The following is a 21315-nucleotide window of genomic DNA, read 5'->3' on the forward strand; positions in this document are numbered from 1 at the left end:
CCGTCAACCGGCCGATAGGATCGTTTGTCATGGCTCAGCACGCGTGGCGCGACCTCCTGACCGATCTTCTCGAGAAGCGCGATCTCAGCGTGTCGGCGGCGACCTGGGCCATGCGCGAGGTCATGGCCGGACGCGCGACCGACGCTCAGCTCGGCGGCTTCCTGGTCGCCCTCCGCGCCAAGGGGGAGACCGTCGACGAGATCGTCGGCTTCCGCGACGCGATCCTCGAAGCGGCGCTGCCCCTCGCCGTTCCCACTGACGCGCTCGACATCGTCGGCACCGGCGGTGACCGGTTCGGCACGGTGAACGTGTCGACGATGGCCTCGATCGTCGCGGCGGCGACCGGAGTGCCCGTGGTCAAGCACGGAAACAAGGCGGCGAGCTCGAAGTCGGGCTCGTCGGACGTGCTGGGGGCGCTGGGCATCGACCTGTCGCTCGATCCGGCCGACGTCGCGCGTGTCCTCGACGAGGCGGGGATCACCTTCGCCTTCGCGTCGGCGTTCCACCCCGGCTTCCGTCACGCCGGAGCCGCGCGCGCCGAGTTGGGCATCCCGACGGTCTTCAACTTCCTCGGCCCGCTCTGCAACCCGGCGCGCGCCGAGGCGAACGCGGTCGGCGTTGCCCACCTCGACCGGGTGCCGCTCATCACGGGCGTCTTCCGCACGCGCGGCGCGACCGCACTCGTCTTCCGCGGTGACGACGGGCTCGACGAGCTGACGACGACGGGCCACAGCCGGATCTGGGAGGTCAGCCTCGGCGACATCCACGAGCACGACCTCGACCCGCGCGATCTCGGGATGCCGTTGGCGCGCATCGAGGACCTGCTGGGCGGCGACCCCCAGCACAATGCCGACGTGGTGCGTCGGGTCCTGGCGGGCGAGACCGGACCGGTGCGCGACATCGTGGTCCTGAACGCGGCAGCGGGAATCGTGGCCTACCGGCTGTGGCGGGATGCCGCGCAGGTGCAGCGACCCATCCTGGAACGCCTCGCCGAGGCATCCGCGTCGGCCGCTCAGGCGATCGACTCCGGCGCGGCGGCGCAGACTCTGGAGCGGTGGATCTCGGCGACTGCCCGCTGAGGTCAGACCACATCGGTTTTGCACGGCGCCACGGGCAGGGCGTCGCGGGAGGCGGTGCATAGCGTTGTGAGCACCGCACCCGAGGAGGAACCGATGTCTCACACCACCCCGACCGCCGACACGGTGGAGGCGCCCGTCCGCCGCGCCGGTCTTGTGAAGATCCTGGGCGTCCTCGGGATTCTCGGCGGAGTCGTCCTGATCGTCGGCGGAATCGTCGTCTGGTCGATCGTGTCGTCGCAGCTCCGCGCCGAGAACATCACCGTGCCCGACGACGCCGCCGCGTTCCAGGGGCAGACCGTGGCGGGCCCGTTGACGGCGTACGTGCAGGCCGACATCATCCAGCACCACGCTCTGGATGCCTCCGGCGGCAAGACCTACGCGGAGCTCGAGAAGGACGACCCGGTGCGGGCGACGATGATGAACGCGTCGTTCCTGCGTGCATCCCTGTTCACCTCGGTGGTGTCGTTCGGAGTCGCCGCCTTCGCCATGGGCGTGGGTATCCTGTCGATCATCTTCGGCTTCGCGGTGCACCGCCTGGCCTCGGCCCCGGTGGTCGTCCGCCGTACCGCGGTGACCTCCGGCTGAACTGGGAGGACCGGAGGCCCGTGCTGCGGCACGGGCCTCCGCACACGCGCATGGACCCCGTCGACGCCCTGACCGAGATCGCCGAGCTGCTCGAGCGCGAACGATCGTCGAAGTACAAATCGAAGGCGTTCCGCGCGGCCGCCGATGCGATCCGCGAGCTGTCGGCGGCCGAACTCGACGACACGGCGTCGCTGCGACGCCGGCCCGGTATCGGCGAGCGCACGCTGTCGGTGATCGTCGAAGCGCGCGAGGGCGGGGTTCCCGCCTACCTGGCAGATCTCCGGGAGCGCCGCGGTGTCGTGAGCCCCGGGGACCTGCGCCGGCGGCTGCGGGGCGACCTGCACTGCCATTCCGACTGGTCGGACGGCACCACGCCGATCCCAGACATGGTCGCGGCCGCCCGTGCGCTCGGACACGAGTATCTCGCGCTGACCGACCACTCGCCCCGCCTCCGCGTTGCGCGGGGGCTCTCACCGGAACGGCTGCGCGACCAGCTCGACGTCGTCGCCGGGATGAGCGGCGACGGCTTCACTCTGCTCAGCGGAATCGAGGTCGACATCCTCGACGACGGGTCCCTCGATCAGGAGGACGGCCTGCTGCAGCGACTCGACGTCGTCGTGGCGTCGGCCCATTCGAAGCTGAGGATGCCGCGCGCCGCGATGACGCGCCGGCTTGTCGCTGCGGCATCCCACCCGCGCGTCGACGTGCTCGGGCACGTGACGGGGCGACTCGTCGAGGGCGCGAGAGGCACTCGGCCGCCGTCCGACTTCGATCCCGAGCCGGTGTTCGCCGCCTGCGCCGCCCACGGTGTCGCGGTGGAGATCAACTCGCGCCCCGAGCGGCAGGACCCGCCCGACGAGCTCATCGCACAGGCGATGGCGGCGGGCTGCCTGTTCTCGATCGATTCGGATGCTCACGCACCGGGGCAGCTGTCACTGCTCGACTACGGCGCCGAGCGGGCGGAACGGCTGGGGGTCCCCGCGGAGCGCATCGTGACGACCTGGCCGCTCGAACGCCTGCGGGAGTGGACCGAGAGGGAGCGGGCGTGACCGCCGCGCCCGGCCCTCGTGCCGTGCGTCCGAGGGCTCAGGCGCGGGCTCGAAGCGCCGCGGCCGCGCGTCCGAGCGAGCTTCCGAGTCCGCGGCTTTCGGCGAGACGCTCGACGGCGTCGGCATCCGCGGCCCGGATGCGTCCGTCGACGTCGCCGAGGTCGAGGTCGCGCACCACGCGCACGACTCGCGGAGCCACCTCGAGGTAATCGGTGGCCGCGGCGAGTTTCCCGCGCACGCCCGCAGACATGCCCTCGCCTCGGACGGCCGCCGCCAGGATGCCGTCGAGGTCGCCGTGGGCGGCGAGGAGCGTCGCCGCCGTCTTGTCGCCCACGCCCGCGACGCCGGGGAGTCCGTCGGAGGCGTCACCGCGCATCGTCGCGAAGTCGGCGTACTGATCCGGGCGCACGGCGTACTTCGCGATGACCGCGTCGTTCGTCAGTACGTCGAGGTTGCTCATCCCGCGACCGGTGTAGACGACCCGGATGCCACGCGCGTCGTCGACGAGCTGGATGAGGTCGCGGTCGCCGGTGACGACGTCGACGGGCATGGTCGCGCGGGTCGCGAGCGTGCCGATGACGTCGTCGGCCTCATGGTGGGCGGCGCCGACGATCGGGATGCCGAGGATTCCGAGGCTCTCGCGGATCGCGGGGATCTGTAGTTCCAGCGGATCGGGAACAACTTCGACATCGGGGCCGGTCTCGACCGTCTCGGCGACGCGGTGGGTCTTGTAGGTCGGGATGAGGTCGACGCGCCACTGCGGACGCCAGTCGTCGTCCCAGCACGCCACGAGGTGCGTCGGTTCATAGGTCGTCACGAGCTTCGCGATCATGTCGAGGAAGCCGCGGACCGCGTTGACCGGGCGGCCGTCTCGATCCTTCACCGTGTCGGGGACGCCGTAGAAGGCTCGGAAATACAGGGATGCGCTGTCGAGCAGCATGAGGCGGTCGCTCATCGCATCATCCTGGCACGGGATGCCGGGCCGGCATCACCGATGAGTCAGCACCCGGGGCCGAGCGGGGGCTCGGTGCAGGTGCGCTGGACGAGCGTTCCCCGGGCCTCGAGCACCTGAACGGCATACCCCGCCGTCGGGATGTCGAGAGTTCCCGGCACCGGCCGCCAGCCGCGTCCGAAATCGACCTCGGCACGGTATCGCACCGTCGCGGATGCGACGTAGGTGCCGCGGTCGCGATAGACGTGGCTCGTCGCGGTCGCGGTCGGGGCGGTCAGCGCGGAACCGTCGCCGGGGGTGAGGACGATCTCCTCGGGCGTGAAGCGCACCGTGACCGGAAGGTCGAAGAGCGTGCCGCTCGCGCTGTGCGCGGAGGCGGTGACCGCGAAATCCACCGGCAGACCCACGACGGCGTAGCCCGCCGGGTCGCTCGTGAGAGCGGCGGGCTGCGGCGCGAACGACGCCACGTCGGCGATCGTCGCTTGGGGTAGCAACGACACCGTGAAGTCGTCGCATCTATTCAGGGCACCGCAGTCCTGAGGCGATGGGGAAGCGCTCTCGTCACGTCGCTCTGATCGGCGCAACGCCTCCTCACTGGTCCACGAGCCGTCGACGACGACCTGGTGACCATCGACTCTCGACGAGGCGCATAGGCCCGCGGCGAGTCGATCGAAATCACATGCAGCGCTCTTTGTCAGAGCGTCGAACGCGAGCGCCAGCGCGACGACCTCCATCAGCACTGGGCGCCCTCGACGACCGAGTCGGTTATCAGGGCTCGCTCGATGTCAACCGTGATCGCGAGTACCTGGCGGTCCGGCCGGGACGCCGGCGTCACGTCGTTGCCCTGAGGATCGAGCACCCGTGCGCGTGACGAGTCAACGCATGTCCCTAGGACAACGGAGGAGACATCTGTTGAGCGGGGTTCGACCCACAAAATGTTCGTCGGTCCAGATATGACCAACCCGCTTGATTCCAGCTCCGTCGCAGTCGCCACAGCCGCTTGACGAGCCTCATCCGCGAGAAGTGCAACCGGGTCGGCCGAGGAGTGTCCGTTCGATCGTCGAGCGTTCACAGCATCCACGTAGGCGCGGTAGGTGGCCTCGGCGGCGGCGAAAGCGGCGGCGTCGTCGTCGACCGGGGAAGACGATGAAGCCGTGGGATCGGGCGTGGGAGGGGTGGGGGGGCTGCCGCATCCGCTCGTCAGGAGCGCGACGACGACGAGAGCGGCGGTGCCCTGGCGACGTCGGACGATCATGCCTCGAAGGTAGCCAGAGGGGTCGGGCCGCGCCGCGATTGTCCACAGGCTCCTCTCGTACTCTGGATGTATGGGAATCCGGGGTGCACGTGTCGTTCGGTGAAGGCGCTCGCCGGCGGCGTCCGGACGGGAGCGCGCCCTGCCCGTGCGGCGGGGCGACATTCGGCACCTGCTGCGGACCGATCCTCGCGGGCGAGCAGGCGGAGACCGCCGAGAAGCTCATGCGTTCGCGTTACACCGCCTTCGCCGTGAACGACGTGGCCCATCTGGCGCGCACGTGGCATCCGGCGACCCGCCCCGACGACTTGGATCCCGACGGCGTCGACGAATGGACGGGCTTGACGATCGTGCGATCCGCCGGCGGGCCCGAAGATTCGGCGGGCACCGTCGAATTCCGAGCGCGGTGGCGATCCGCCGACGACGCGGGGGAGATGCACGAGGTCAGCCGCTTCACCCGGATCCGCGGGCGGTGGGTCTACGTCGGTGGCGTGGTGGAACCGCGCTCCTGACCGCTCGGCCGAGGTCTCGAGCCCCGCTCGGATCATACGGAATCAGACCGCCGGAAGACTGGAATCGCGGGCGTTCGCTCTGATACCCTGGATCGTCACTCGTGTGGCTTCGTCGCCATGCGTTCGAGACGCTTCATCCACAACCATCCGCCTCGGCTGAGGCCGTCATCTCCAGATGGCGTGCTCCAGGTCCGCGGCCCGACACCCTGACCCAACAAGGACAACCCACTACATGACTAACGCAACGACCGCCCCGGCCACCAAGCAGGTCGCCATCAACGACATCGGATCTGCTGAGGACTTCCTGGCCGCGGTCGAGAAGACTCTGAAGTTCTTCAACGACGGCGACCTCATCGAAGGCACCGTGGTGAAGATCGACCGCGACGAGGTCCTCCTCGACGTCGGCTACAAGACCGAGGGTGTCATCCCCTCGCGCGAGCTTTCCATCAAGCACGACGTCGACCCCAACGAGGTCGTCAAGGTCGGCGACGAGGTCGAAGCCCTCGTTCTCCAGAAGGAGGACAAGGAAGGCCGCCTCATCCTGTCCAAGAAGCGCGCGCAGTACGAGCGTGCGTGGGGCGACGTCGAGAAGATCAAGGAGAACGACGGTGTCGTCACCGGCTCCGTGATCGAGGTCGTCAAGGGTGGTCTGATCGTCGACATCGGCCTGCGCGGCTTCCTGCCCGCGTCGCTCATCGAGCTGCGCCGCGTCCGCGACCTCACGCCGTACCTCGGCCAGGAGATCGAGGCCAAGATCCTCGAACTCGACAAGAACCGCAACAACGTCGTGCTCTCTCGCCGCGCCCTGCTCGAGCAGACGCAGTCCGAGTCGCGCACCACGTTCCTCAACAACCTGCACAAGGGTCAGGTCCGCAAGGGCGTCGTCTCGTCGATCGTCAACTTCGGTGCGTTCGTCGACCTGGGCGGCGTGGACGGTCTCGTTCACGTCTCCGAGCTCTCGTGGAAGCACATCGAGCACGCCTCGGAGGTCGTCGAGGTGGGCCAGGAGGTGACCGTCGAGATCCTCGAGGTCGACCTCGACCGTGAGCGCGTCTCGCTCTCGCTCAAGGCGACGCAGGAAGACCCCTGGCAGGTCTTCGCCCGTACCCACGCGATCGGTCAGGTCGCACCGGGCAAGGTCACCAAGCTCGTTCCGTTCGGCGCGTTCGTCCGTGTCGCGGACGGCATCGAGGGCCTCGTGCACATCTCGGAGCTGTCGGGCAAGCACGTCGAGCTCGCCGAGCAGGTCGTGTCGGTCGGCGAAGAGGTCTTCGTCAAGATCATCGACATCGACCTCGAGCGTCGCCGCATCTCGCTCTCGCTGAAGCAGGCGAACGAGTCGGTCGACCCCTACGGCACCGAGTTCGACCCGGCCCTCTACGGCATGGTCACCGAGTACGACGAGAACGGGGAGTACAAGTACCCCGAGGGCTTCGACCCGGAGACCAACCAGTGGAAGGAAGGCTTCGACGAGCAGCGTCTGGCCTGGGAGGCCGAGTACGCCGCCGCCCAGGGTCGCTGGGAGGCTCACAAGGCCGCCGTCGTCAAGGCCCTCGAGGCCGAGGCTGCGGCTCCGGCCGACAACAGCTCGTCCTTCTCGTCGGACGTCCAGTCCGCGAGCGCCGGCGGCGGCACGCTGGCCGACGACGAGGCTCTCGCTGCCCTGCGCGAGAAGCTCTCGGGACGCTGATCTCACACTGATACGACCGAAGGGTCGGAGCCTCGTGCTCCGGCCCTTCGGTCGTTCCATGCCGGGGTACGGCGATTCGCCCCGCTCGTGCGCCTGTCGGCCCAGGACGCGATAGTTTCGAATCATGGAGACAGAGGCGCCGCAGCGCACGCGAGCGACGTACGTTCTCCCGGCACCGCCGCGATGGGTCGATGCGGTCCTCGGCGATGGGGATCGCTCGCGATCGGCCATGCTCAATCAGATCGTCACCACATCGGTCGTGCTGGTCGTCGCCATCGCGGGTCTGGTCGTCGGTTTCCGCGGGGATCTCGGGCTGTTCTTCCTCGCCGTCACCGGCGTGTTCGTCCTCACCGGTGCGGCGATCATCGTCCCGTGGGGTCAGCTGTCCCCGGTGTGGCTCGCGTTGATCCCCCTGGGCGACATCGCCGCGATCGCCGTGATGCGGGTCGCCGAGCCCGCGGGCGGATTCGGGCTGCTGTGGGTCTTCCCGGTCATCTGGCTCGCTGCCGGATTCGGGACGGTGGGATGGGTCGGCGGAATCGTCCTGGCCCTCGCCGCGTACGGGGTCACGGAGACCGTCATCCGGTCCGCGCCGTCGTCGTTCGGCTTCCTGCTTCTTCCTCTTCTTCTCATCGCCGCGAGCACGTCGACCTATCTGAGCAGCCGCCGCGCCAGTGCTCAGCGGCTCCTCCTCGACCGCCAGGCGACGGTACTGACCCAGTCCCTCGAACGGGCCCGCCGGCACGAGCAGGTGCTGACAGAGGCGCTCGATCGTGTCGACTTCGGCGTCGCCCGCATCGAGACGGACGGCTCGGCCTCCATCATCAACGATGCCCACGCGCGTCTGCAGCGGGGTTCGCGCACCAGCGGGTATCCCGATGTCTACACGGCCGACGGCTCCACGCTCATGACCCGCGACGAGCATCCGCTGGCTCGCGTGCGACGCGGCGAAGCGTTCACCGACGCTCGCATCCAGGTCGGCGGCGCCGACGACCGACGCGTCCTGAGCGTTTCGGCTCGGCGCATCATCGAGCCGGACGGACGCGACTCCGGGGCCGTCGTCGTCACGCGCGACGTCACCGCGGAAACGGATGCGTCGAGGGAGCGGGATGCGCTGGTGTCGTCGGTCTCACATGAGCTTCGTACTCCGCTCACGTCGATCCTCGGCTACCTCGAGCTCGCGATCGACACCCCGGGCGTCCCCGAGGCGGCGCTCGAGAACCTGCGGGTCGCCGATCGGAACGCCGATCAGCTGCTGCGCCTGGTCGGGGACGTGCTCGCCGCGTCGAGCCAGAGCAAGTCCGCCGCTCAGGTCAAAGTCGCCCCCGAAGACATCGACCTGGTCGAGATCGTCAACGCCGCGGTGGAGTCCATCCTCGTCAGCGCCGGCGAGCGTGGGATCGCGATCGACGTCTCCCGGGTCGAGCCGGCGCGCGCTTACGCCGACCCCGTCCGCATCCGGCAGGTGTTGGACAACCTGCTGTCCAACGCCGTGAAGTACAACCGACCGCGCGGTCGGATCTCCGTCGCCACGTCGGTCGGCGACCAGTGGGCGCTGATCGCGGTCCAGGACTCCGGGGTGGGGCTGAACGAGGAGGACCTCGGGTCGGTGTTCCAGCGCTATTACCGCGGCGCCGCGGTGCGCGACTCGGCCGTCGCCGGTACCGGACTCGGGCTGGCGATCAGCCGCGACATCGTCCGCCGGCACGGTGGCGACATCACCGTGAGCAGCGTCCTCGGAGTCGGATCGACGTTCTCGGTGACCCTTCCGGCCCGCCGCCCGGGAACCCCGCTCTCATGATCGACCAGTTCACCGTGTCGCTCGTCACGGCCGTCGTGGTGCTGGTGTGCGCCGTGCTGTTCATCTTCGACACGTTGCTTCGTCGACCCGAGCAGAGTGGGCGATTCTGGGCCGTCGGCTTCCTGTTGGCCGTCCTGACGACGCTGTTCTACGTCATCTGGGCGAGTGCTCCGGAAACCGCGTGGGCGGTGGTCCTCGGAAACACCGCCTCGGTCGTGGGGACGGGGCTCATGTGGCTCGGCTTCCGCGCCTACAACCGCCGGTCGTTGCGCCTCGCGGGCGGCGTCGTCGCTCTCGGCGGCGTTGCGGCGGCCGCCGCGGCGGCGATCGACTTCTCGCAGGGCGGGGATGACTGGTCCGGATCGTTCGTAATGTTCGTCGCGCTGTGCGTCCTCGCGGCCGCCGCGTCGGTGGAGTGCTTCCGCGGAGCCCTCGGGGCGTCACGCACGGCGCTGCCGCTCGGGCTCGTCTTCGGCGTTCAAGCACTGTTCTATGCGGCCCGGGTGGTCGTCGTGGCGACGCTCGGGTACGGCGAGATCTTCCACCTGTGGGTGGGAACGATCGCGACCAGCATCCTCACGATCGTCCTGTCGATCACCGCCGTCGTCAGCGCCTCCGTGCTCCGCGCCGGCCGCGTGGGTGTGCGAGGCTCCGATTCGTCCGCGGGTCGCGACACGGCGCATGCCGAGATCGCAACAGCCGCCGGGTTCCGTCGAGCGGTGAGCATGAACGCGCAGCGCGCCGAGGCGCGCCGCGAACTGATGGCCGTGTTGGTGATCGAGCTCGACGGGCTCGAGTACATCGCCACGGCTTTTGGTCTCGACGTCGGCGACGAGGTCGTGCGGACCTGGCGCAGCACGATGACCGCCAACGCGCCCACCCTCGCCGTTCTCGGCGAGGTGGGGTCCGAACGGATCGGCGTCATCACGGTCGTCGGGTCGGCCGCCGATGCGCGCCGGCAGGCGATGGCGCTCTACCGGTCGCTGTTCGAGTCCCTCGCGTCCGTCGAGGGCGGCGTCCTGCCGGCGATCGGCATCGGCGTCGCGCTCAGCGACGTCGTCGGCTACGACGCGGATGCGCTCATCGAGGCGGCGGCGACGACCGCGACACGCGCGTCTTCGGGCGTGGCATCCGCCGTGCTGCTCGCCGAACCCGCCTGACCCGCCTCGCGACCGCGCGAGCCTGTCGACCCGATCTCAGCGTCGGTCGAGTCGGTAACCGGTGCCCTGCTCCGAGACGATGAGGGTCGAGGCGTCCGCGGCTGCGAGCGCTTCACGGAGCGACTCGACGCTGCGCTCGACCGCCCGTACCTCCTCGGCGTCGGGGGCCTCGCCGCGCGAGCGGGGACGGCGGGCGAGGGCGAGCTCGATCTTCGTCAGCGTGCGCCCGTGCGCGACCACGAGCTCGTGCAGGACGGCGGCGTCGGCAGGTGCCAGGTCGACCGCGGTGCCGGCCACACGGAAGAGTCCACCGGACTCCGACAGATCGCCGTAGGCGGCGTCGCGAGGAGCGGGATCCGCGGGCGCGGCGATGGCGTCGATGAGGGGCGCCTCGGCTCGCCGTCGCCGTGACGGGATGGCGGCCAGACGAGCTTTGAGGTCACGGGGCCGAAACGGTTTGCCGAGGTACTCGTCGCCCCCGGCCGCGCGGCCGCGCTCGGCATCGCCTGCCTCGACGAACGCCGAGATGAAGATGATGTACGTGTCACTGAACTCGCGGACGCGTCGGGCGACCTCGAAGCCGTCGATTCCCGGGATGTTGACGTCGAGGGTCGTGACATCGGGCGACACCGCCCGGATCAGCTCCACCGCATCGAGCCCGTTCTCGGTCGCATGCACCGTGAATCCGCTCGACTCCAGGATCGCTGAGAGCAGGCTGCGGATGTCGGCCTGGTCTTCGACGATGACGGCCGTGCGTTCCACGGTGATCCCACCTTCTGCCGGTTGCGAGGAATCCATCGTATCGATGGGGCGGCGTCGCGCCGGGCCCGGCGCGCGTGGCATCCTCGGGGTATGCCTTTGATCGCATTGACGGGTGGGATCGCGTCGGGCAAGTCCACGATCGCCCGTCGGCTCGCCGAGCTCGGCGCCATCGTCGTCGACGCGGATGCGATCGTCCGTGACGTCCAACGTGCCGGTTCACCCGTTCTGGACGCCATCCGATCGGAGTTCGGCTCCGGGGTGATCAGTGCCGACGGAGAGCTCGACCGTCCCGCGCTCGCGACGATCGTCTTCACCGACCCTGCGGCCCGAGACCGCCTGAACGCGATCGTTCACCCCGCCGTCCGAGCCGAGTCGCAGCGGCGCTTCGACGAGGCGCTGGCGCTTCGTCCCGGATCGGTCGTGGTCTACGACGTGCCGTTGCTCGTCGAGGCCCGCGTCGACGATCCCTGGGACCTGGTGGTCGTGGCGCATGCGCCGGCGGACGTCCGTCGTGACCGGTTGCAGCGTCTGCGCGGGATGTCGGCGGACGAGGCCGATCGGCGGATGTCGGCGCAGGTCGCCGACGACCGGCGCCTGGCGATCGCGGATGTCGTCATCGACACCACGGGCGACCTCGAGCACACGCGGGAACAGGTCGACCGGCTGTGGAGCAGGCTCACGTCCGGAACGGTCGCCTAGCACGCGCGCACGCTCTGAGCGAAGACCGGGCCCGGTGTCGGTGGCCCCGCCTACGCTGGAAACATGCAGACCACGCGCTCCGTTCGGCCGTTCGAGGTCATCAGCGAATACGTTCCGAGCGGCGATCAGCCTCAGGCCATCGCCGAGCTCGCGGCCAGGATCAATGCGGGCGAGACCGACGTCGTGCTGCTGGGTGCCACCGGTACCGGAAAGTCCGCCACGACGGCGTGGCTCATCGAGCAGGTACAGCGCCCGACGCTCGTCATGGCGCACAACAAGACGCTCGCGGCGCAGTTGGCGAACGAGTTCCGAGACCTCATGCCGAACAATGCGGTGGAGTATTTCGTCAGCTATTACGACTACTACCAGCCCGAGGCATACGTCCCGCAGACCGACACCTTCATCGAGAAGGACTCGTCGATCAACGCCGAGGTCGAGCGGCTGCGTCACTCCACGACCAACTCTCTGCTGAGCCGCCGTGACGTCGTCGTGGTCAGCACGGTGTCATGCATCTACGGCCTCGGTGCGCCGGAGGAGTATCTGCGCGCGATGGTCGCTCTCCAGGTGGGGGAGCGGTACGACCGCGACGCGCTCATCCGCAAGTTCATCGCGATGCAGTACAACCGCAATGACGTCGACTTCTCCCGGGGCAACTTCCGGGTGCGGGGCGACACGATCGAGATCATCCCGGTGTACGAGGAGTACGCGATCCGCATCGAGCTCTTCGGTGACGAGATCGAGGCGCTCTACATGCTGCACCCCCTCACGGGCGACATCGTGCAGAAGATGGACAGTGTGCCGGTGTTCCCCGCATCGCACTACGTCGCAGGCACCGAGACCGTGCAGCGCGCGATCGGCACGATCGAGCACGAGCTCGAGCAGCGGCTGAAGGAGTTCGAGAGCCAGGGCAAGCTGCTCGAGGCCCAGCGTCTGCGCATGCGCACCACTTTCGACCTCGAGATGCTGCAGCAGCTGGGGTTCTGCTCCGGTATCGAGAACTACTCGCGGCATCTCGACGGGCGCATGCCCGGCGACCCGCCGCACACGCTGCTCGACTTCTTCCCCGACGACTTCCTTCTCGTCATCGACGAGTCGCACGTCACCGTGCCGCAGATCGGCGCCATGTACGAAGGCGATGCCTCGCGCAAGCGGACGCTCGTCGACCACGGCTTCCGCCTTCCGAGCGCGATGGACAACCGGCCGCTGCGCTTCGACGAGTTCAAGGAGCGCGTCGGCCAGGCGGTCTACCTCTCGGCTACGCCGGGGCGCTACGAGATGGGCATCGCCGACGGAGTGGTCGAACAGATCATCCGCCCGACCGGTCTGGTCGACCCCGAGATCATCATCAAGCCGTCCAAGGGGCAGATCGACGACCTGCTCGAGGAGATCCGTGTGCGCGTCGAGCGCGACGAGCGCGTGCTCGTGACGACGCTGACGAAGAAGATGGCCGAGGAGCTCACCGACTTCCTCGGCGAGCACGGTGTCCGGGTCCGTTACCTGCACTCGGACGTCGACACGCTGCGCCGCGTCGAACTGCTGACCGAGCTCCGCCAGGGGGTGTACGACGTCCTCGTCGGCATCAACCTGCTGCGAGAGGGACTCGACCTGCCCGAGGTGTCGCTCGTCGCCATCCTCGACGCCGACAAGGAGGGATTCCTCCGCTCCGGAACCTCGCTGATCCAGACGATCGGTCGTGCCGCACGAAACGTCTCGGGCCAGGTCCACATGTACGCCGACAAGATCACCGACTCGATGGCGGCGGCGATCGACGAGACCGAGCGGCGGCGGGAGAAGCAGATCGCCTACAACCTCGAGCACGGCATCGATCCGCAGCCCCTGCGCAAGAAGATCGCCGACATCACCGACGCTCTCGCACGCGAGGCGTCCGACACGCGCGATCTGCTGAGCGGCAAGGCGACGGCCCGCAACAAGTCGGGCAAGGGCAAGAGCCCGACGCCCCAGCTCCGCCGTGAGGGCATCGCGGCCGAGGGGGCGCAGCAGCTCGAAGACACGATCCAGGACCTGTCGCAGCAGATGCTCGCGGCCGCGGCCGAGCTCAAGTTCGAGTTGGCGGGGCGGTTGCGCGACGAGGTCCAGGACCTCAAGAAGGAGCTGCGCGCGATGGAGCGTGCCGGACACGCCTGACCGGCACGCGTTCGGGCACGAACGTCGCGCCGTCCCTCGCGCCCGCCCGCGTTCAGCGCGGGCAGTGGAGCAACGGCTTGGGTCCTGATCTGTCGACGTCGTGCTCGGTCATGGGATGACCGCACAGCGGGCAGGCACGGCCCGTCCGCTCGGGTTCGGGCTCGGTGTCGTACGGTCCGACCGACGCGGGACCGGCCGCTCGGATGAGCCGGGCGTTGAGGTACGCGTACCAGCCGCCCGCCTCCCGGACGCGTGCGTGGAACGAGGGTCGGCGGTCGGGCTCGGTCATGTTCCTCAGTGTACTAACGATTAGGGCGTATAGGATTCGACTGTGCCATCCTCCGATGACTTGTTGCGGCTCGACAACCAGCTCTGTTTCGCCCTGGTGACAGCTGCCCGGAACGTCGTGGCGATCTATCGCCCGATACTCGAGCCTCTCGGCCTGACGCATCCGCAGTACCTGGTGATGCTCGCCCTGTGGGAGGACTCACCGCGAGCGCTCGGCGAGCTCGCGGCCGACCTGGCGATGGAGCCCGCGACGCTGTCGCCGCTCGTGAAGCGCCTCGAGTCTCAGGATCTCGTCACCCGCGCCCGTCGCGCGGGCGACGAGCGGGTGCTCGAGATCGGTCTGACCGACAGCGGCCGGGCCCTGCGAGCGGATGCGCTGCACGTCCCCGAGAAGGTGATGGCCGCCGTGGGCATGACCGTGGGCGACGTCGTATCGCTCCGCGACGGCCTCGCTCCGTTCGCGGGCCGCCGGCCGACAGCCCGCTGACGGCCTCGGCCCTAGCGGATGGGTGAGCCGAGGGCGAACCGCGGCGCCCGTGTCGGAGGCCCGACCTAGACTTGTGCGGTGCCCATCGTCCCCGTCGCATCCTCCTCGAAACTCAGCGTCCGCGGTGCCCGCGTCCACAACCTGAAGGATGTGGATCTCGACATCCCGCGCGACAGTCTCGTCGTCTTCACCGGCCTCTCCGGGTCGGGCAAGTCGAGCCTCGCCTTCGACACGATCTTCGCCGAGGGCCAGCGCCGCTACGTCGAATCGCTGAGCGCCTATGCGCGGCAGTTCCTCGGTCAGGTCGACCGTCCCGACGTCGACTTCATCGAAGGCCTCAGCCCCGCCGTCTCGATTGACCAGAAGTCGACGAACCGCAACCCGCGCTCGACCGTCGGCACGATCACGGAGATCCACGACTACATGCGTCTGCTGTGGGCGCGCATCGGCGTGCCGCACTGCCCCGAATGCGGCGAGCGGATCCAGCGCCAGACGGTGCAGCAGATCGCCGACCAGCTCATGGAGCTGCCCGACCGCACCCGCTACCAGGTCGTCGCTCCCGTGGTGACGCAGAAGAAGGGCGAGTTCGTCGACCTCTTCAAGGAGCTGAGCGCGAAGGGATACGCGCGCGCCGTCGTCGACGGAGACGTCATCTCGCTGGCCGAGCCGCCGACGCTCAAGAAGAGCTACAAGCACGACATCGCCGTGGTCGTCGACCGCCTGGTGGCAGGTCCCGATCTGCTCGGCCGCGTGACGGACTCCGTCGAGACCGCGCTGGCCCTGGCCGGCGGTGTCATCAAGATCAACTTCGTCGACGAAGAGGGCGACGACGCATGGCAGAGCTTCAGCGAGAAGCTCGCCTGCCCCAACGGTCATGCCCTGCAGCTGACCGAGATCGAGCCGCGTACCTTCTCGTTCAATGCGCCGTTCGGCGCATGCCCCACGTGCTCGGGCCTCGGTACGCGCATGTCCGTCGACGCTGAGCTCATGCTGGGCGACGAGGACCTTTCCATCGCCGAGGGCGTCCTGCTGCCCTGGACGACGCAGGGCAAGGGGCTGTTCCAGTACTACGAGCGTCTCCTCGAGGGGCTCGCGTCCGACCTGAAGTTCTCGCTCAAGACCCCGTGGCGCAAGCTCCCCGCAGACGTGCAGGATGCCGTGCTGCGCGGCGAGAACTACAAGGTGACGGTCAAGTGGAAGAACCGCTACGGGCGCGAGATGCGTTACGCGTCCGGCTTCGAGGGCGTCATCCCCTACATCGAGCGCCAGTACCTGCAGGCGGAGACCGACACGCAGCGCCAGCGCTGGGCCGAGTACCTGCGCGAGGTGCCGTGCCCCGCGTGCAACGGCGACCGCCTCAAGCCCGAGGTGCTCGCCGTTCTCGTCCACGAGAACTCCATCGCGGACGTCGCCCGGCTGAGCCTCGCCGAGGCGCAGACCTACTTCAACCAGCTCCAGCTCACCGATCGCGAGGCGAAGATCGCCGCGGCGGTGCTGCGGGAGATCCGGGCGCGGCTCGACTTCCTCATCGAGGTCGGCTTGAACTACCTCAGCCTGGGCCGCGCGGCCGGCTCGCTGTCGGGCGGTGAGGCGCAGCGCATCCGTCTCGCGACGCAGATCGGCTCGGGCCTCACCGGCGTGCTCTACGTCCTCGACGAGCCGTCGATCGGTCTCCACCAGCGCGACAACCGTCGTCTCATCGACACGCTGGTCAAGCTGAAGAACCTCGGCAACACGCTGATCGTCGTGGAGCACGACGAAGAGACGATCGCCGCCGCCGACTGGGTCGTCGACATCGGCCCCCGCGCCGGTGTCGAGGGCGGCAACGTCGTGCACTCCGGCCCGTACGACGCCCTCCTCGCCGACGACAACTCGATGACCGGCGACTACCTGTCCGGACGGCGTTCGCTCGAGACCCCCGCCAAGCGTCGCAAGATCGACAAGAAGCGGATGCTGACCGTCGTCGGCGCCCGCGCCAACAACCTGCAGAACGTCACGGCCGAGTTCCCGCTCGGCGTGCTCACCTCGGTCACCGGCGTGAGCGGCTCGGGCAAGTCGACGCTCGTCAACGGCATCCTGTACGAGGTCCTGGCGACGCGTCTCAACGGCGCGCGCCGCGTGGCGGGCAAGCACACCCGGGTGACCGGGCTCGACAACCTCGACAAGGTCGTGCACGTCGACCAGGCACCGATCGGCCGCACCCCGCGCTCGAACCCTGCGACCTACACCGGCGTGTTCGACCGCATCCGTACGCTGTTCAGCGAGACTCCCGAGGCCAAGGTCCGCGGCTACCTGCCGGGTCGCTTCTCGTTCAACGTCAAGGGCGGGCGGTGCGAGGCCTGCTCGGGCGACGGCACGCTGAAGATCGAGATGAACTTCCTGCCCGACGTCTACGTCGACTGCGAGGTGTGCCACGGCAAGCGGTACAACCGCGACACGCTCGCCGTCCACTACAAGGGCAAGAACATCGCCGAGGTCCTCGAGATGCCCATCTCGGAGGCGGCGGAGTTCTTCGAGCCGATCCAGGCGATCCACCGCTACCTCAAGACCCTCGTCGACGTCGGTCTCGGCTATGTCCGCCTCGGTCAGTCCGCCACGACCCTCTCCGGCGGTGAGGCTCAGCGCGTCAAGCTCGCGACCGAGCTGCAGCGCCGATCGAACGGCCGCAGCATCTATGTGCTCGACGAACCGACGACGGGCCTGCACTTCGAAGACGTCCGCAAGCTGCTCGAGGTGCTGAACAGTCTCGTCGACAAGGGCAACACGGTCATCACGATCGAGCACAACCTCGACGTCATCAAGGCATCCGACTGGATCATCGACCTCGGTCCCGAGGGCGGAGCCGGGGGCGGCACGATCGTCGCCACCGGCACGCCCGAACAGGTGGCCGGCGTCGCAGAGAGCCACACGGGCCAGTTCCTCGCCGAGATCCTGGGAGCCCCGGCGGCGCGCAAGGCAGGCTGACGTGGCGAACGTCCTGCCCTACCGGCCGAAGGCGGGGGAGATCCCCACCGACCCCGGCGTCTACCGCTTCCGCGACGAGCAGGGACGGGTGCTCTACGTCGGCAAGGCGAAGAACCTGCGGGCTCGGCTGTCGAACTACTTCGCGCCGCTGCACACCCTGCACGAGCGCACCCGGCGCATGGTCACGACGGCGGCATCGGTCGAATGGACCGTCGTGGCGACCGACGTCGACTCGCTGCAGCTCGAGTACATGTGGATCAAGGAGTTCGATCCGCCGTTCAACGTGCGCTACCGCGACGACAAGTCGTACCCGTTCATGGCGATCACCCTCGCTGACGAGGCCCCGCGCGTCATCGTCACGCGCAACCGGCGCATCCCGGGGGCGAAGTACTTCGGTCCCTACCCGAAGGTCTGGGCCGTGCACGAGACGATCGACCTGATGATCAAGGTGTTCCCGATCCGCACCTGCAGCGACTCGTCGTACAAGAAGGCCATGGCGTCGGGCCGGCCGTGCTTCCCCGGGCAGATCGGCCGCTGCGGCGGCCCGTGCTCGATGAAGGTGACGATCGAAGAGCATCGCGCGATGGTCGACGACTTCGTCGCGTTCATGTCCGGCGGTGACCAGCGGTTCGCCCGCGACCTCACGGCCCGCATGCGCGAGGCCGCCGCCGCGATGGACTACGAGTCCGCTGCGGTCTACCGTGACCGGCTGCAGGCGATCGACGCGGTGCTGAAGAAGAGCGCGCTGGTGCTCGAGGACGACATGGATGCCGACCTCTTCGGCATCGCGGAGGACGAGCTGGCCGCTGCGGTCCAGCACTTCGTCGTGCGCGGCGGACGCATCCGCGGTGTGCGCGCGACGACGATCGAGAAGGAGATCGACATCTCGGGCGCTGACCTGGTCGACCAGGTCCTCCAGCGCACCTACGGGGATGCCGCCGCCGCCGACATCCCGCGCCACATCTTCGTCCCCGAGCTCCCGGGAGATGCCGGAGAACTCGAGCAGTGGCTGCAGGACCGTCGCGGCAAGCGCGTGACGGTGCAGGTCGCTCAGCGCGGGCGCAAGGCCGACCTCATGAAGACCGCGAGCATCAACGCGCAGCAGGCGCTGATGCTGCACAAGACGCGTCGAACGAGCGACTACGTCGCCCGCAGCCAGGCGTTGACCGACCTGCAGGACGCGCTGGGCCTCGAGGAGGCTCCGCTGCGCATCGAGTGCTACGACGTGTCGCACCTGTCGGGCACGAACGTCGTCGCCTCGCTGGTCGTGTTCGAAGACGGGCTTCCGCGCAAGGACCAGTACCGCATCTTCGGCGTCAGTGAGACGACGGACGACACCGACTCGATGTACCAGGTGCTCACCCGGCGCCTCGCGTACCTCGATCGCCCGGACGAGGAGGACGAGCCGGTGCCCGACGCGACCGCCGACGGCGAGGTCGTCGTCACGGCGCGCAAGCGCCCCCGGTTCGCGTACCGGCCGCAGCTGCTCGTCGTCGACGGCGGCAAGCCGCAGGTCGAGGCCGCGGCCCGGGCGCTGGCCGACGCCGGGCACAGCGAGATCGCGCTCTGCGGCATCGCCAAGCGACTCGAGGAGATCTGGCTGCCGGGGGAGGAGTACCCCGTCATCCTGCCGCGCACGTCGGAATCGCTCTACCTGCTGCAGCGTCTGCGAGACGAGGCGCACCGCTTCGCGATCGTGCATCAGCGCAAGCGGCGCAAGCGCGACATCACCTCGGTGCTCTCGGAGGTGCCCGGTCTCGGAGCGGCGCGGATCAAGGCGCTGCTGCGGCACTTCGGATCGGTGTCGAAGCTCAAGCAGGCCACCCCCGAGGAGATCCAGGAGCTGCCGGGCATCGGGCCGCGCCTGGCCGAGGCGATCCACCGCCACCTCGCGGACGGATAGGGTGGAGTCCGGCGGACGACAGGGGTGGTGAGGGTGACCGACGAGGTACCGGCGGGCGAGATTCTCATCGTCACGGGCATGTCCGGTGCCGGGCGGACCACGGCGGCCAACGCGCTCGAAGACCTCGGCTGGTACGTCGTCGACAACCTCCCGCCGCAGATGCTGCGACCGCTTCTCGAGCTCAGCGAGCTCGCGGGCAACGCCCTGCCGCGCGTCGCCGCGGTCGTCGACGTCCGCGGGGGTGATCTCTTCGCCGCTCTGCCTGAGATCACCCGAGCCCTGCGTCACGGCCGCACGTTGCGGATCCTCTTCCTCGATGCTGCGGACGAGGTGCTGGTGCGCAGGTTCGAGGCCGTGCGTCGTCCGCATCCCCTCCAGGGCGACGGCACCCTGGTCGACGGGATACGCCGCGAGCGGGAACGCCTCGCGCCGATCCGCGAGAGCGCGGACGTCATCGTCGACACCTCGCGCGACAACATCCACCAGCTCGCCACGTACATCGCCGACCTGTTCGCCGACGTCGGGGCGGCACGGCACACCGTCACCGTGATGAGCTTCGGCTTCAAGTACGGTCTGCCGCCCGATGCCGATCTCGTCGCCGACATGCGCTTCCTTCCGAACCCGTTCTGGAATCCCGATCTCAAGGCCCTGACGGGCGAGGATGACGCCGTGCGTGACGAAGTCCTCTCGCATGAGAACGCGCGCGAGTTCATCGACGCGTACGCCGCTGCTCTCGTCCCGGTGCTCCGCGGATATCAGGACGAGAACAAGCGTCACTCCGTCGTCGCGGTCGGGTGCACGGGCGGCAAGCATCGCTCCGTCGTGACCGCTCGCGAACTGACCCGCCGGCTGTCGGGGCTCCCGGGCGTGGCGGTGCGACTCAAGCACCGCGACCTCGGGCGCGAGTAGGCTGTTCCTTCGTCCCCCGAACCCCCTCCCGAAGGAGCGCCGTGCCGCTGACCGCTGACGTCAAGACCGAGTTGGCTGCGATGCGCGACCCTCGACCCGCCGCACGGGTGGCCGAGGTGACCGCGATCCTGCGCTTCGCGGGCGGTCTGCACTCGATCGCGGGCCGCGTGGCCGTCGAGGCCGAGGTCGATTCCGAGATCCTGGCGCGCCGCGTCGCGCGGGAACTCGTCGAGATCTACGGCGTGCGCCCCGAGCTCGCCCGCATCCAGGCCTCCGGAGGCCGCGACGGCGCGACGTTCGCCGTCCGCGTCCGCGACGGCGGTGAGACCCTCGCCCGCCAGACCGGGCTCCTCGACCAGCGCCGCCGCCCGGTGCGAGGCCTGCCGAACAAGTTGACGACCGGATCGCGTCCCGACCTCGCGGCGCTGTGGCGCGGGGCGTTCCTGGCTGCAGGCTCGCTGTCCGACCCCGGGCGCTCTGCGGCACTGGAGATCTCGTGCCCGTCGCCGGAGGCGGCCATGGCGCTCGTGGGGGCCGCGCATCGACTGGGTATCGCCGCCAAGGCGCGAGAGGTGCGCGGCATCCCGCGCGTCGTGGTGCGCGACGGCGAAGCCATCCGGCAGACCCTCGCCGAGATGGGCGCCACCCGCACGGCCGACACCTGGGACCAGATGCGTCAGCGCCGGGAGGTGCGAGCCGGCGTGAACCGTCTCGTCAACTTCGACGACGCCAACCTCCGCCGCTCCGCGCAGGCCGCCGTCGCCGCCTGCGCTCGTGTCGAGCGCGCACTCGAGATCCTGGGCGACGAGGTGCCCGATCACCTCAAACAGGCGGGCGATCTGCGCCTGGCCCACCGCGACGCGAGCCTGGACGAGCTCGGTCACCACGCCGATCCGCCGCTGACGAAGGATGCCGTCGCCGGCCGTATCCGCCGGCTGCTCGCCATGGCGGACAAGAAGGCGGCCGCCGAAGGGCTGCCCGACACCGAGTCGGCTGTTCCGGCAGGCCTGGCCGACTGAGTCGCCGCGTTACACCGCGTTCCGAACGGGAAGCAACGGGGTGTGCGACGCGTTCGCCC

General features: G+C 69.1%; 19 protein-coding genes. 14 read left to right on the forward strand and 5 right to left on the reverse strand.

The window, feature by feature from the left end; translation table 11 throughout:
- Nucleotides 1–29 precede the first annotated feature (29 nt).
- The 3 genes from trpD (at nucleotide 30) to ACPYN5_RS05685 (ending at nucleotide 2713) form a co-directional block, all read left to right on the forward strand.
- Complete coding sequence (gene trpD, locus ACPYN5_RS05675) at nucleotides 30–1079, forward strand: anthranilate phosphoribosyltransferase (RefSeq protein ID WP_424448010.1); 1050 nt, start codon at nucleotides 30–32, stop codon at nucleotides 1077–1079.
- Between the two features lie 93 nt (nucleotides 1080–1172).
- Entirely contained in the window at nucleotides 1173–1664 is a 492-nt protein-coding gene (locus ACPYN5_RS05680) for an aromatic ring-opening dioxygenase LigA (protein ID WP_424448011.1), read from the forward strand.
- Between the two features lie 50 nt (nucleotides 1665–1714).
- Complete coding sequence (locus ACPYN5_RS05685; RefSeq protein WP_424448012.1) at nucleotides 1715–2713, forward strand: PHP domain-containing protein; 999 nt, start codon at nucleotides 1715–1717, stop codon at nucleotides 2711–2713.
- 37 nt (nucleotides 2714–2750) lie between these two features.
- On the opposite strand, the gene ACPYN5_RS05690 is transcribed toward ACPYN5_RS05685, so the two are convergent.
- The 3 genes from ACPYN5_RS05690 to ACPYN5_RS05700 all read right to left on the reverse strand — a co-directional run bounded on the left by ACPYN5_RS05690 (nucleotide 2751) and on the right by ACPYN5_RS05700 (nucleotide 4920).
- Nucleotides 2751–3668 carry a 5'-3' exonuclease gene (locus ACPYN5_RS05690; protein WP_424448013.1) on the reverse strand — a complete coding sequence of 306 codons (918 nt, stop codon included), beginning with the start codon at nucleotides 3666–3668 and terminating at the stop codon, nucleotides 2751–2753.
- Between the two features lie 44 nt (nucleotides 3669–3712).
- Nucleotides 3713–4165, reverse strand: coding sequence for a hypothetical protein (locus tag ACPYN5_RS05695; RefSeq protein ID WP_424448014.1), 453 nt, complete (start codon nucleotides 4163–4165; stop codon nucleotides 3713–3715).
- A 233-nt stretch (nucleotides 4166–4398) separates the two neighbouring features.
- Nucleotides 4399–4920, reverse strand: coding sequence for a hypothetical protein (locus ACPYN5_RS05700; protein WP_424448254.1), 522 nt, complete (start codon nucleotides 4918–4920; stop codon nucleotides 4399–4401).
- Between ACPYN5_RS05700 and ACPYN5_RS05705 the strand changes: the two genes are divergently transcribed.
- The 4 genes from ACPYN5_RS05705 (at nucleotide 4812) to ACPYN5_RS05720 (ending at nucleotide 10080) form a co-directional block, all read left to right on the forward strand.
- On the forward strand, nucleotides 4812–5429 hold the full coding sequence (locus tag ACPYN5_RS05705) for a YchJ family protein (protein WP_424448015.1): 618 nt from the start codon (nucleotides 4812–4814) through the stop codon (nucleotides 5427–5429). The two genes, ACPYN5_RS05700 and ACPYN5_RS05705, sit on opposite strands and share 109 nt — an antisense overlap.
- Nucleotides 5430–5661: 232 nt before the next feature.
- Nucleotides 5662–7119: a 30S ribosomal protein S1 gene (gene rpsA, locus ACPYN5_RS05710; RefSeq protein WP_424448016.1), complete on the forward strand. Its 1458-nt coding sequence runs from the start codon at nucleotides 5662–5664 to the stop codon at nucleotides 7117–7119.
- Nucleotides 7120–7348: 229 nt separating this feature from the next.
- Nucleotides 7349–8920, forward strand: a complete 1572-nt coding sequence (locus tag ACPYN5_RS05715) for a sensor histidine kinase (RefSeq protein ID WP_424448017.1) — start codon at nucleotides 7349–7351, stop codon at nucleotides 8918–8920.
- Entirely contained in the window at nucleotides 8917–10080 is a 1164-nt protein-coding gene (locus tag ACPYN5_RS05720) for a diguanylate cyclase domain-containing protein (protein ID WP_424448018.1), read from the forward strand. Before ACPYN5_RS05715 ends, ACPYN5_RS05720 begins: the two co-directional genes overlap by 4 nt.
- Before the next feature lie 36 nt (nucleotides 10081–10116).
- Here the strand turns inward: ACPYN5_RS05720 and ACPYN5_RS05725 are convergent, their stop codons facing one another.
- On the reverse strand, nucleotides 10117–10842 hold the full coding sequence (locus ACPYN5_RS05725) for a response regulator transcription factor (protein ID WP_424448019.1): 726 nt from the start codon (nucleotides 10840–10842) through the stop codon (nucleotides 10117–10119).
- Between the two features lie 90 nt (nucleotides 10843–10932).
- On the opposite strand from ACPYN5_RS05725, the gene coaE reads away from it, so the two are divergent.
- On the forward strand, nucleotides 10933–11541 hold the full coding sequence (gene coaE, locus ACPYN5_RS05730) for a dephospho-CoA kinase (RefSeq protein ID WP_424448020.1): 609 nt from the start codon (nucleotides 10933–10935) through the stop codon (nucleotides 11539–11541).
- Between the two features lie 63 nt (nucleotides 11542–11604).
- A complete protein-coding gene (gene uvrB / locus ACPYN5_RS05735) occupies nucleotides 11605–13686 on the forward strand; it encodes an excinuclease ABC subunit UvrB (RefSeq protein WP_424448021.1) in 2082 nt (693 codons plus the stop codon).
- A gap of 52 nt (nucleotides 13687–13738) precedes the next feature.
- Here uvrB and ACPYN5_RS05740 read toward each other — a convergent pair whose 3' ends face one another.
- The gene (locus ACPYN5_RS05740) at nucleotides 13739–13975 is read right to left on the reverse strand and encodes a hypothetical protein (protein ID WP_424448022.1); all 237 of its coding nucleotides are present in this window, start codon (nucleotides 13973–13975) and stop codon (nucleotides 13739–13741) included.
- Nucleotides 13976–14017: 42 nt separating this feature from the next.
- On the opposite strand from ACPYN5_RS05740, the gene ACPYN5_RS05745 reads away from it, so the two are divergent.
- The 5 genes from ACPYN5_RS05745 to whiA all read left to right on the forward strand — a co-directional run bounded on the left by ACPYN5_RS05745 (nucleotide 14018) and on the right by whiA (nucleotide 21256).
- Nucleotides 14018–14461, forward strand: coding sequence for a MarR family winged helix-turn-helix transcriptional regulator (locus tag ACPYN5_RS05745; protein ID WP_424448023.1), 444 nt, complete (start codon nucleotides 14018–14020; stop codon nucleotides 14459–14461).
- A gap of 78 nt (nucleotides 14462–14539) precedes the next feature.
- A complete protein-coding gene (gene uvrA / locus ACPYN5_RS05750; protein ID WP_424448024.1) occupies nucleotides 14540–17425 on the forward strand; it encodes an excinuclease ABC subunit UvrA in 2886 nt (961 codons plus the stop codon).
- A 1-nt stretch (nucleotide 17426) separates the two neighbouring features.
- Complete coding sequence (gene uvrC, locus ACPYN5_RS05755) at nucleotides 17427–19328, forward strand: excinuclease ABC subunit UvrC (RefSeq protein ID WP_424448025.1); 1902 nt, start codon at nucleotides 17427–17429, stop codon at nucleotides 19326–19328.
- Nucleotides 19329–19361: 33 nt separating this feature from the next.
- A complete protein-coding gene (rapZ, locus tag ACPYN5_RS05760) occupies nucleotides 19362–20237 on the forward strand; it encodes an RNase adapter RapZ (RefSeq protein WP_424448026.1) in 876 nt (291 codons plus the stop codon).
- A gap of 41 nt (nucleotides 20238–20278) precedes the next feature.
- Nucleotides 20279–21256 carry a DNA-binding protein WhiA gene (gene whiA, locus ACPYN5_RS05765; protein WP_424448027.1) on the forward strand — a complete coding sequence of 326 codons (978 nt, stop codon included), beginning with the start codon at nucleotides 20279–20281 and terminating at the stop codon, nucleotides 21254–21256.
- Nucleotides 21257–21315: the final 59 nt, after the last annotated feature.

It is taken from the genome of Microbacterium arborescens (genome assembly GCF_049707515.1).
Lineage (GTDB): Bacteria > Actinomycetota > Actinomycetes > Actinomycetales > Microbacteriaceae > Microbacterium > Microbacterium arborescens_B.

What these genes read in the sequence shown, in the direction of transcription:
- trpD (WP_424448010.1), top strand. Translation starts at nt 30, where the DNA reads ATGGCTCAGCACGCGTGGCGCGACCTCCTGACCGATCTTCTCGAGAAG.
- ACPYN5_RS05680 (WP_424448011.1), top strand. Translation starts at nt 1,173, where the DNA reads ATGTCTCACACCACCCCGACCGCCGACACGGTGGAGGCGCCCGTCCGC.
- ACPYN5_RS05685 (WP_424448012.1), top strand. Translation starts at nt 1,715, where the DNA reads ATGGACCCCGTCGACGCCCTGACCGAGATCGCCGAGCTGCTCGAGCGC.
- ACPYN5_RS05690 (WP_424448013.1), bottom strand. Translation starts at nt 3,668, where the DNA reads ATGAGCGACCGCCTCATGCTGCTCGACAGCGCATCCCTGTATTTCCGA.
- ACPYN5_RS05705 (WP_424448015.1), top strand. Translation starts at nt 4,812, where the DNA reads ATGAAGCCGTGGGATCGGGCGTGGGAGGGGTGGGGGGGCTGCCGCATC.
- ACPYN5_RS05700 (WP_424448254.1), bottom strand. Translation starts at nt 4,920, where the DNA reads ATGATCGTCCGACGTCGCCAGGGCACCGCCGCTCTCGTCGTCGTCGCG.
- rpsA (WP_424448016.1), top strand. Translation starts at nt 5,662, where the DNA reads ATGACTAACGCAACGACCGCCCCGGCCACCAAGCAGGTCGCCATCAAC.
- ACPYN5_RS05715 (WP_424448017.1), top strand. Translation starts at nt 7,349, where the DNA reads ATGCTCAATCAGATCGTCACCACATCGGTCGTGCTGGTCGTCGCCATC.
- ACPYN5_RS05720 (WP_424448018.1), top strand. Translation starts at nt 8,917, where the DNA reads ATGATCGACCAGTTCACCGTGTCGCTCGTCACGGCCGTCGTGGTGCTG.
- coaE (WP_424448020.1), top strand. Translation starts at nt 10,933, where the DNA reads ATGCCTTTGATCGCATTGACGGGTGGGATCGCGTCGGGCAAGTCCACG.
- uvrB (WP_424448021.1), top strand. Translation starts at nt 11,605, where the DNA reads ATGCAGACCACGCGCTCCGTTCGGCCGTTCGAGGTCATCAGCGAATAC.
- ACPYN5_RS05740 (WP_424448022.1), bottom strand. Translation starts at nt 13,975, where the DNA reads ATGACCGAGCCCGACCGCCGACCCTCGTTCCACGCACGCGTCCGGGAG.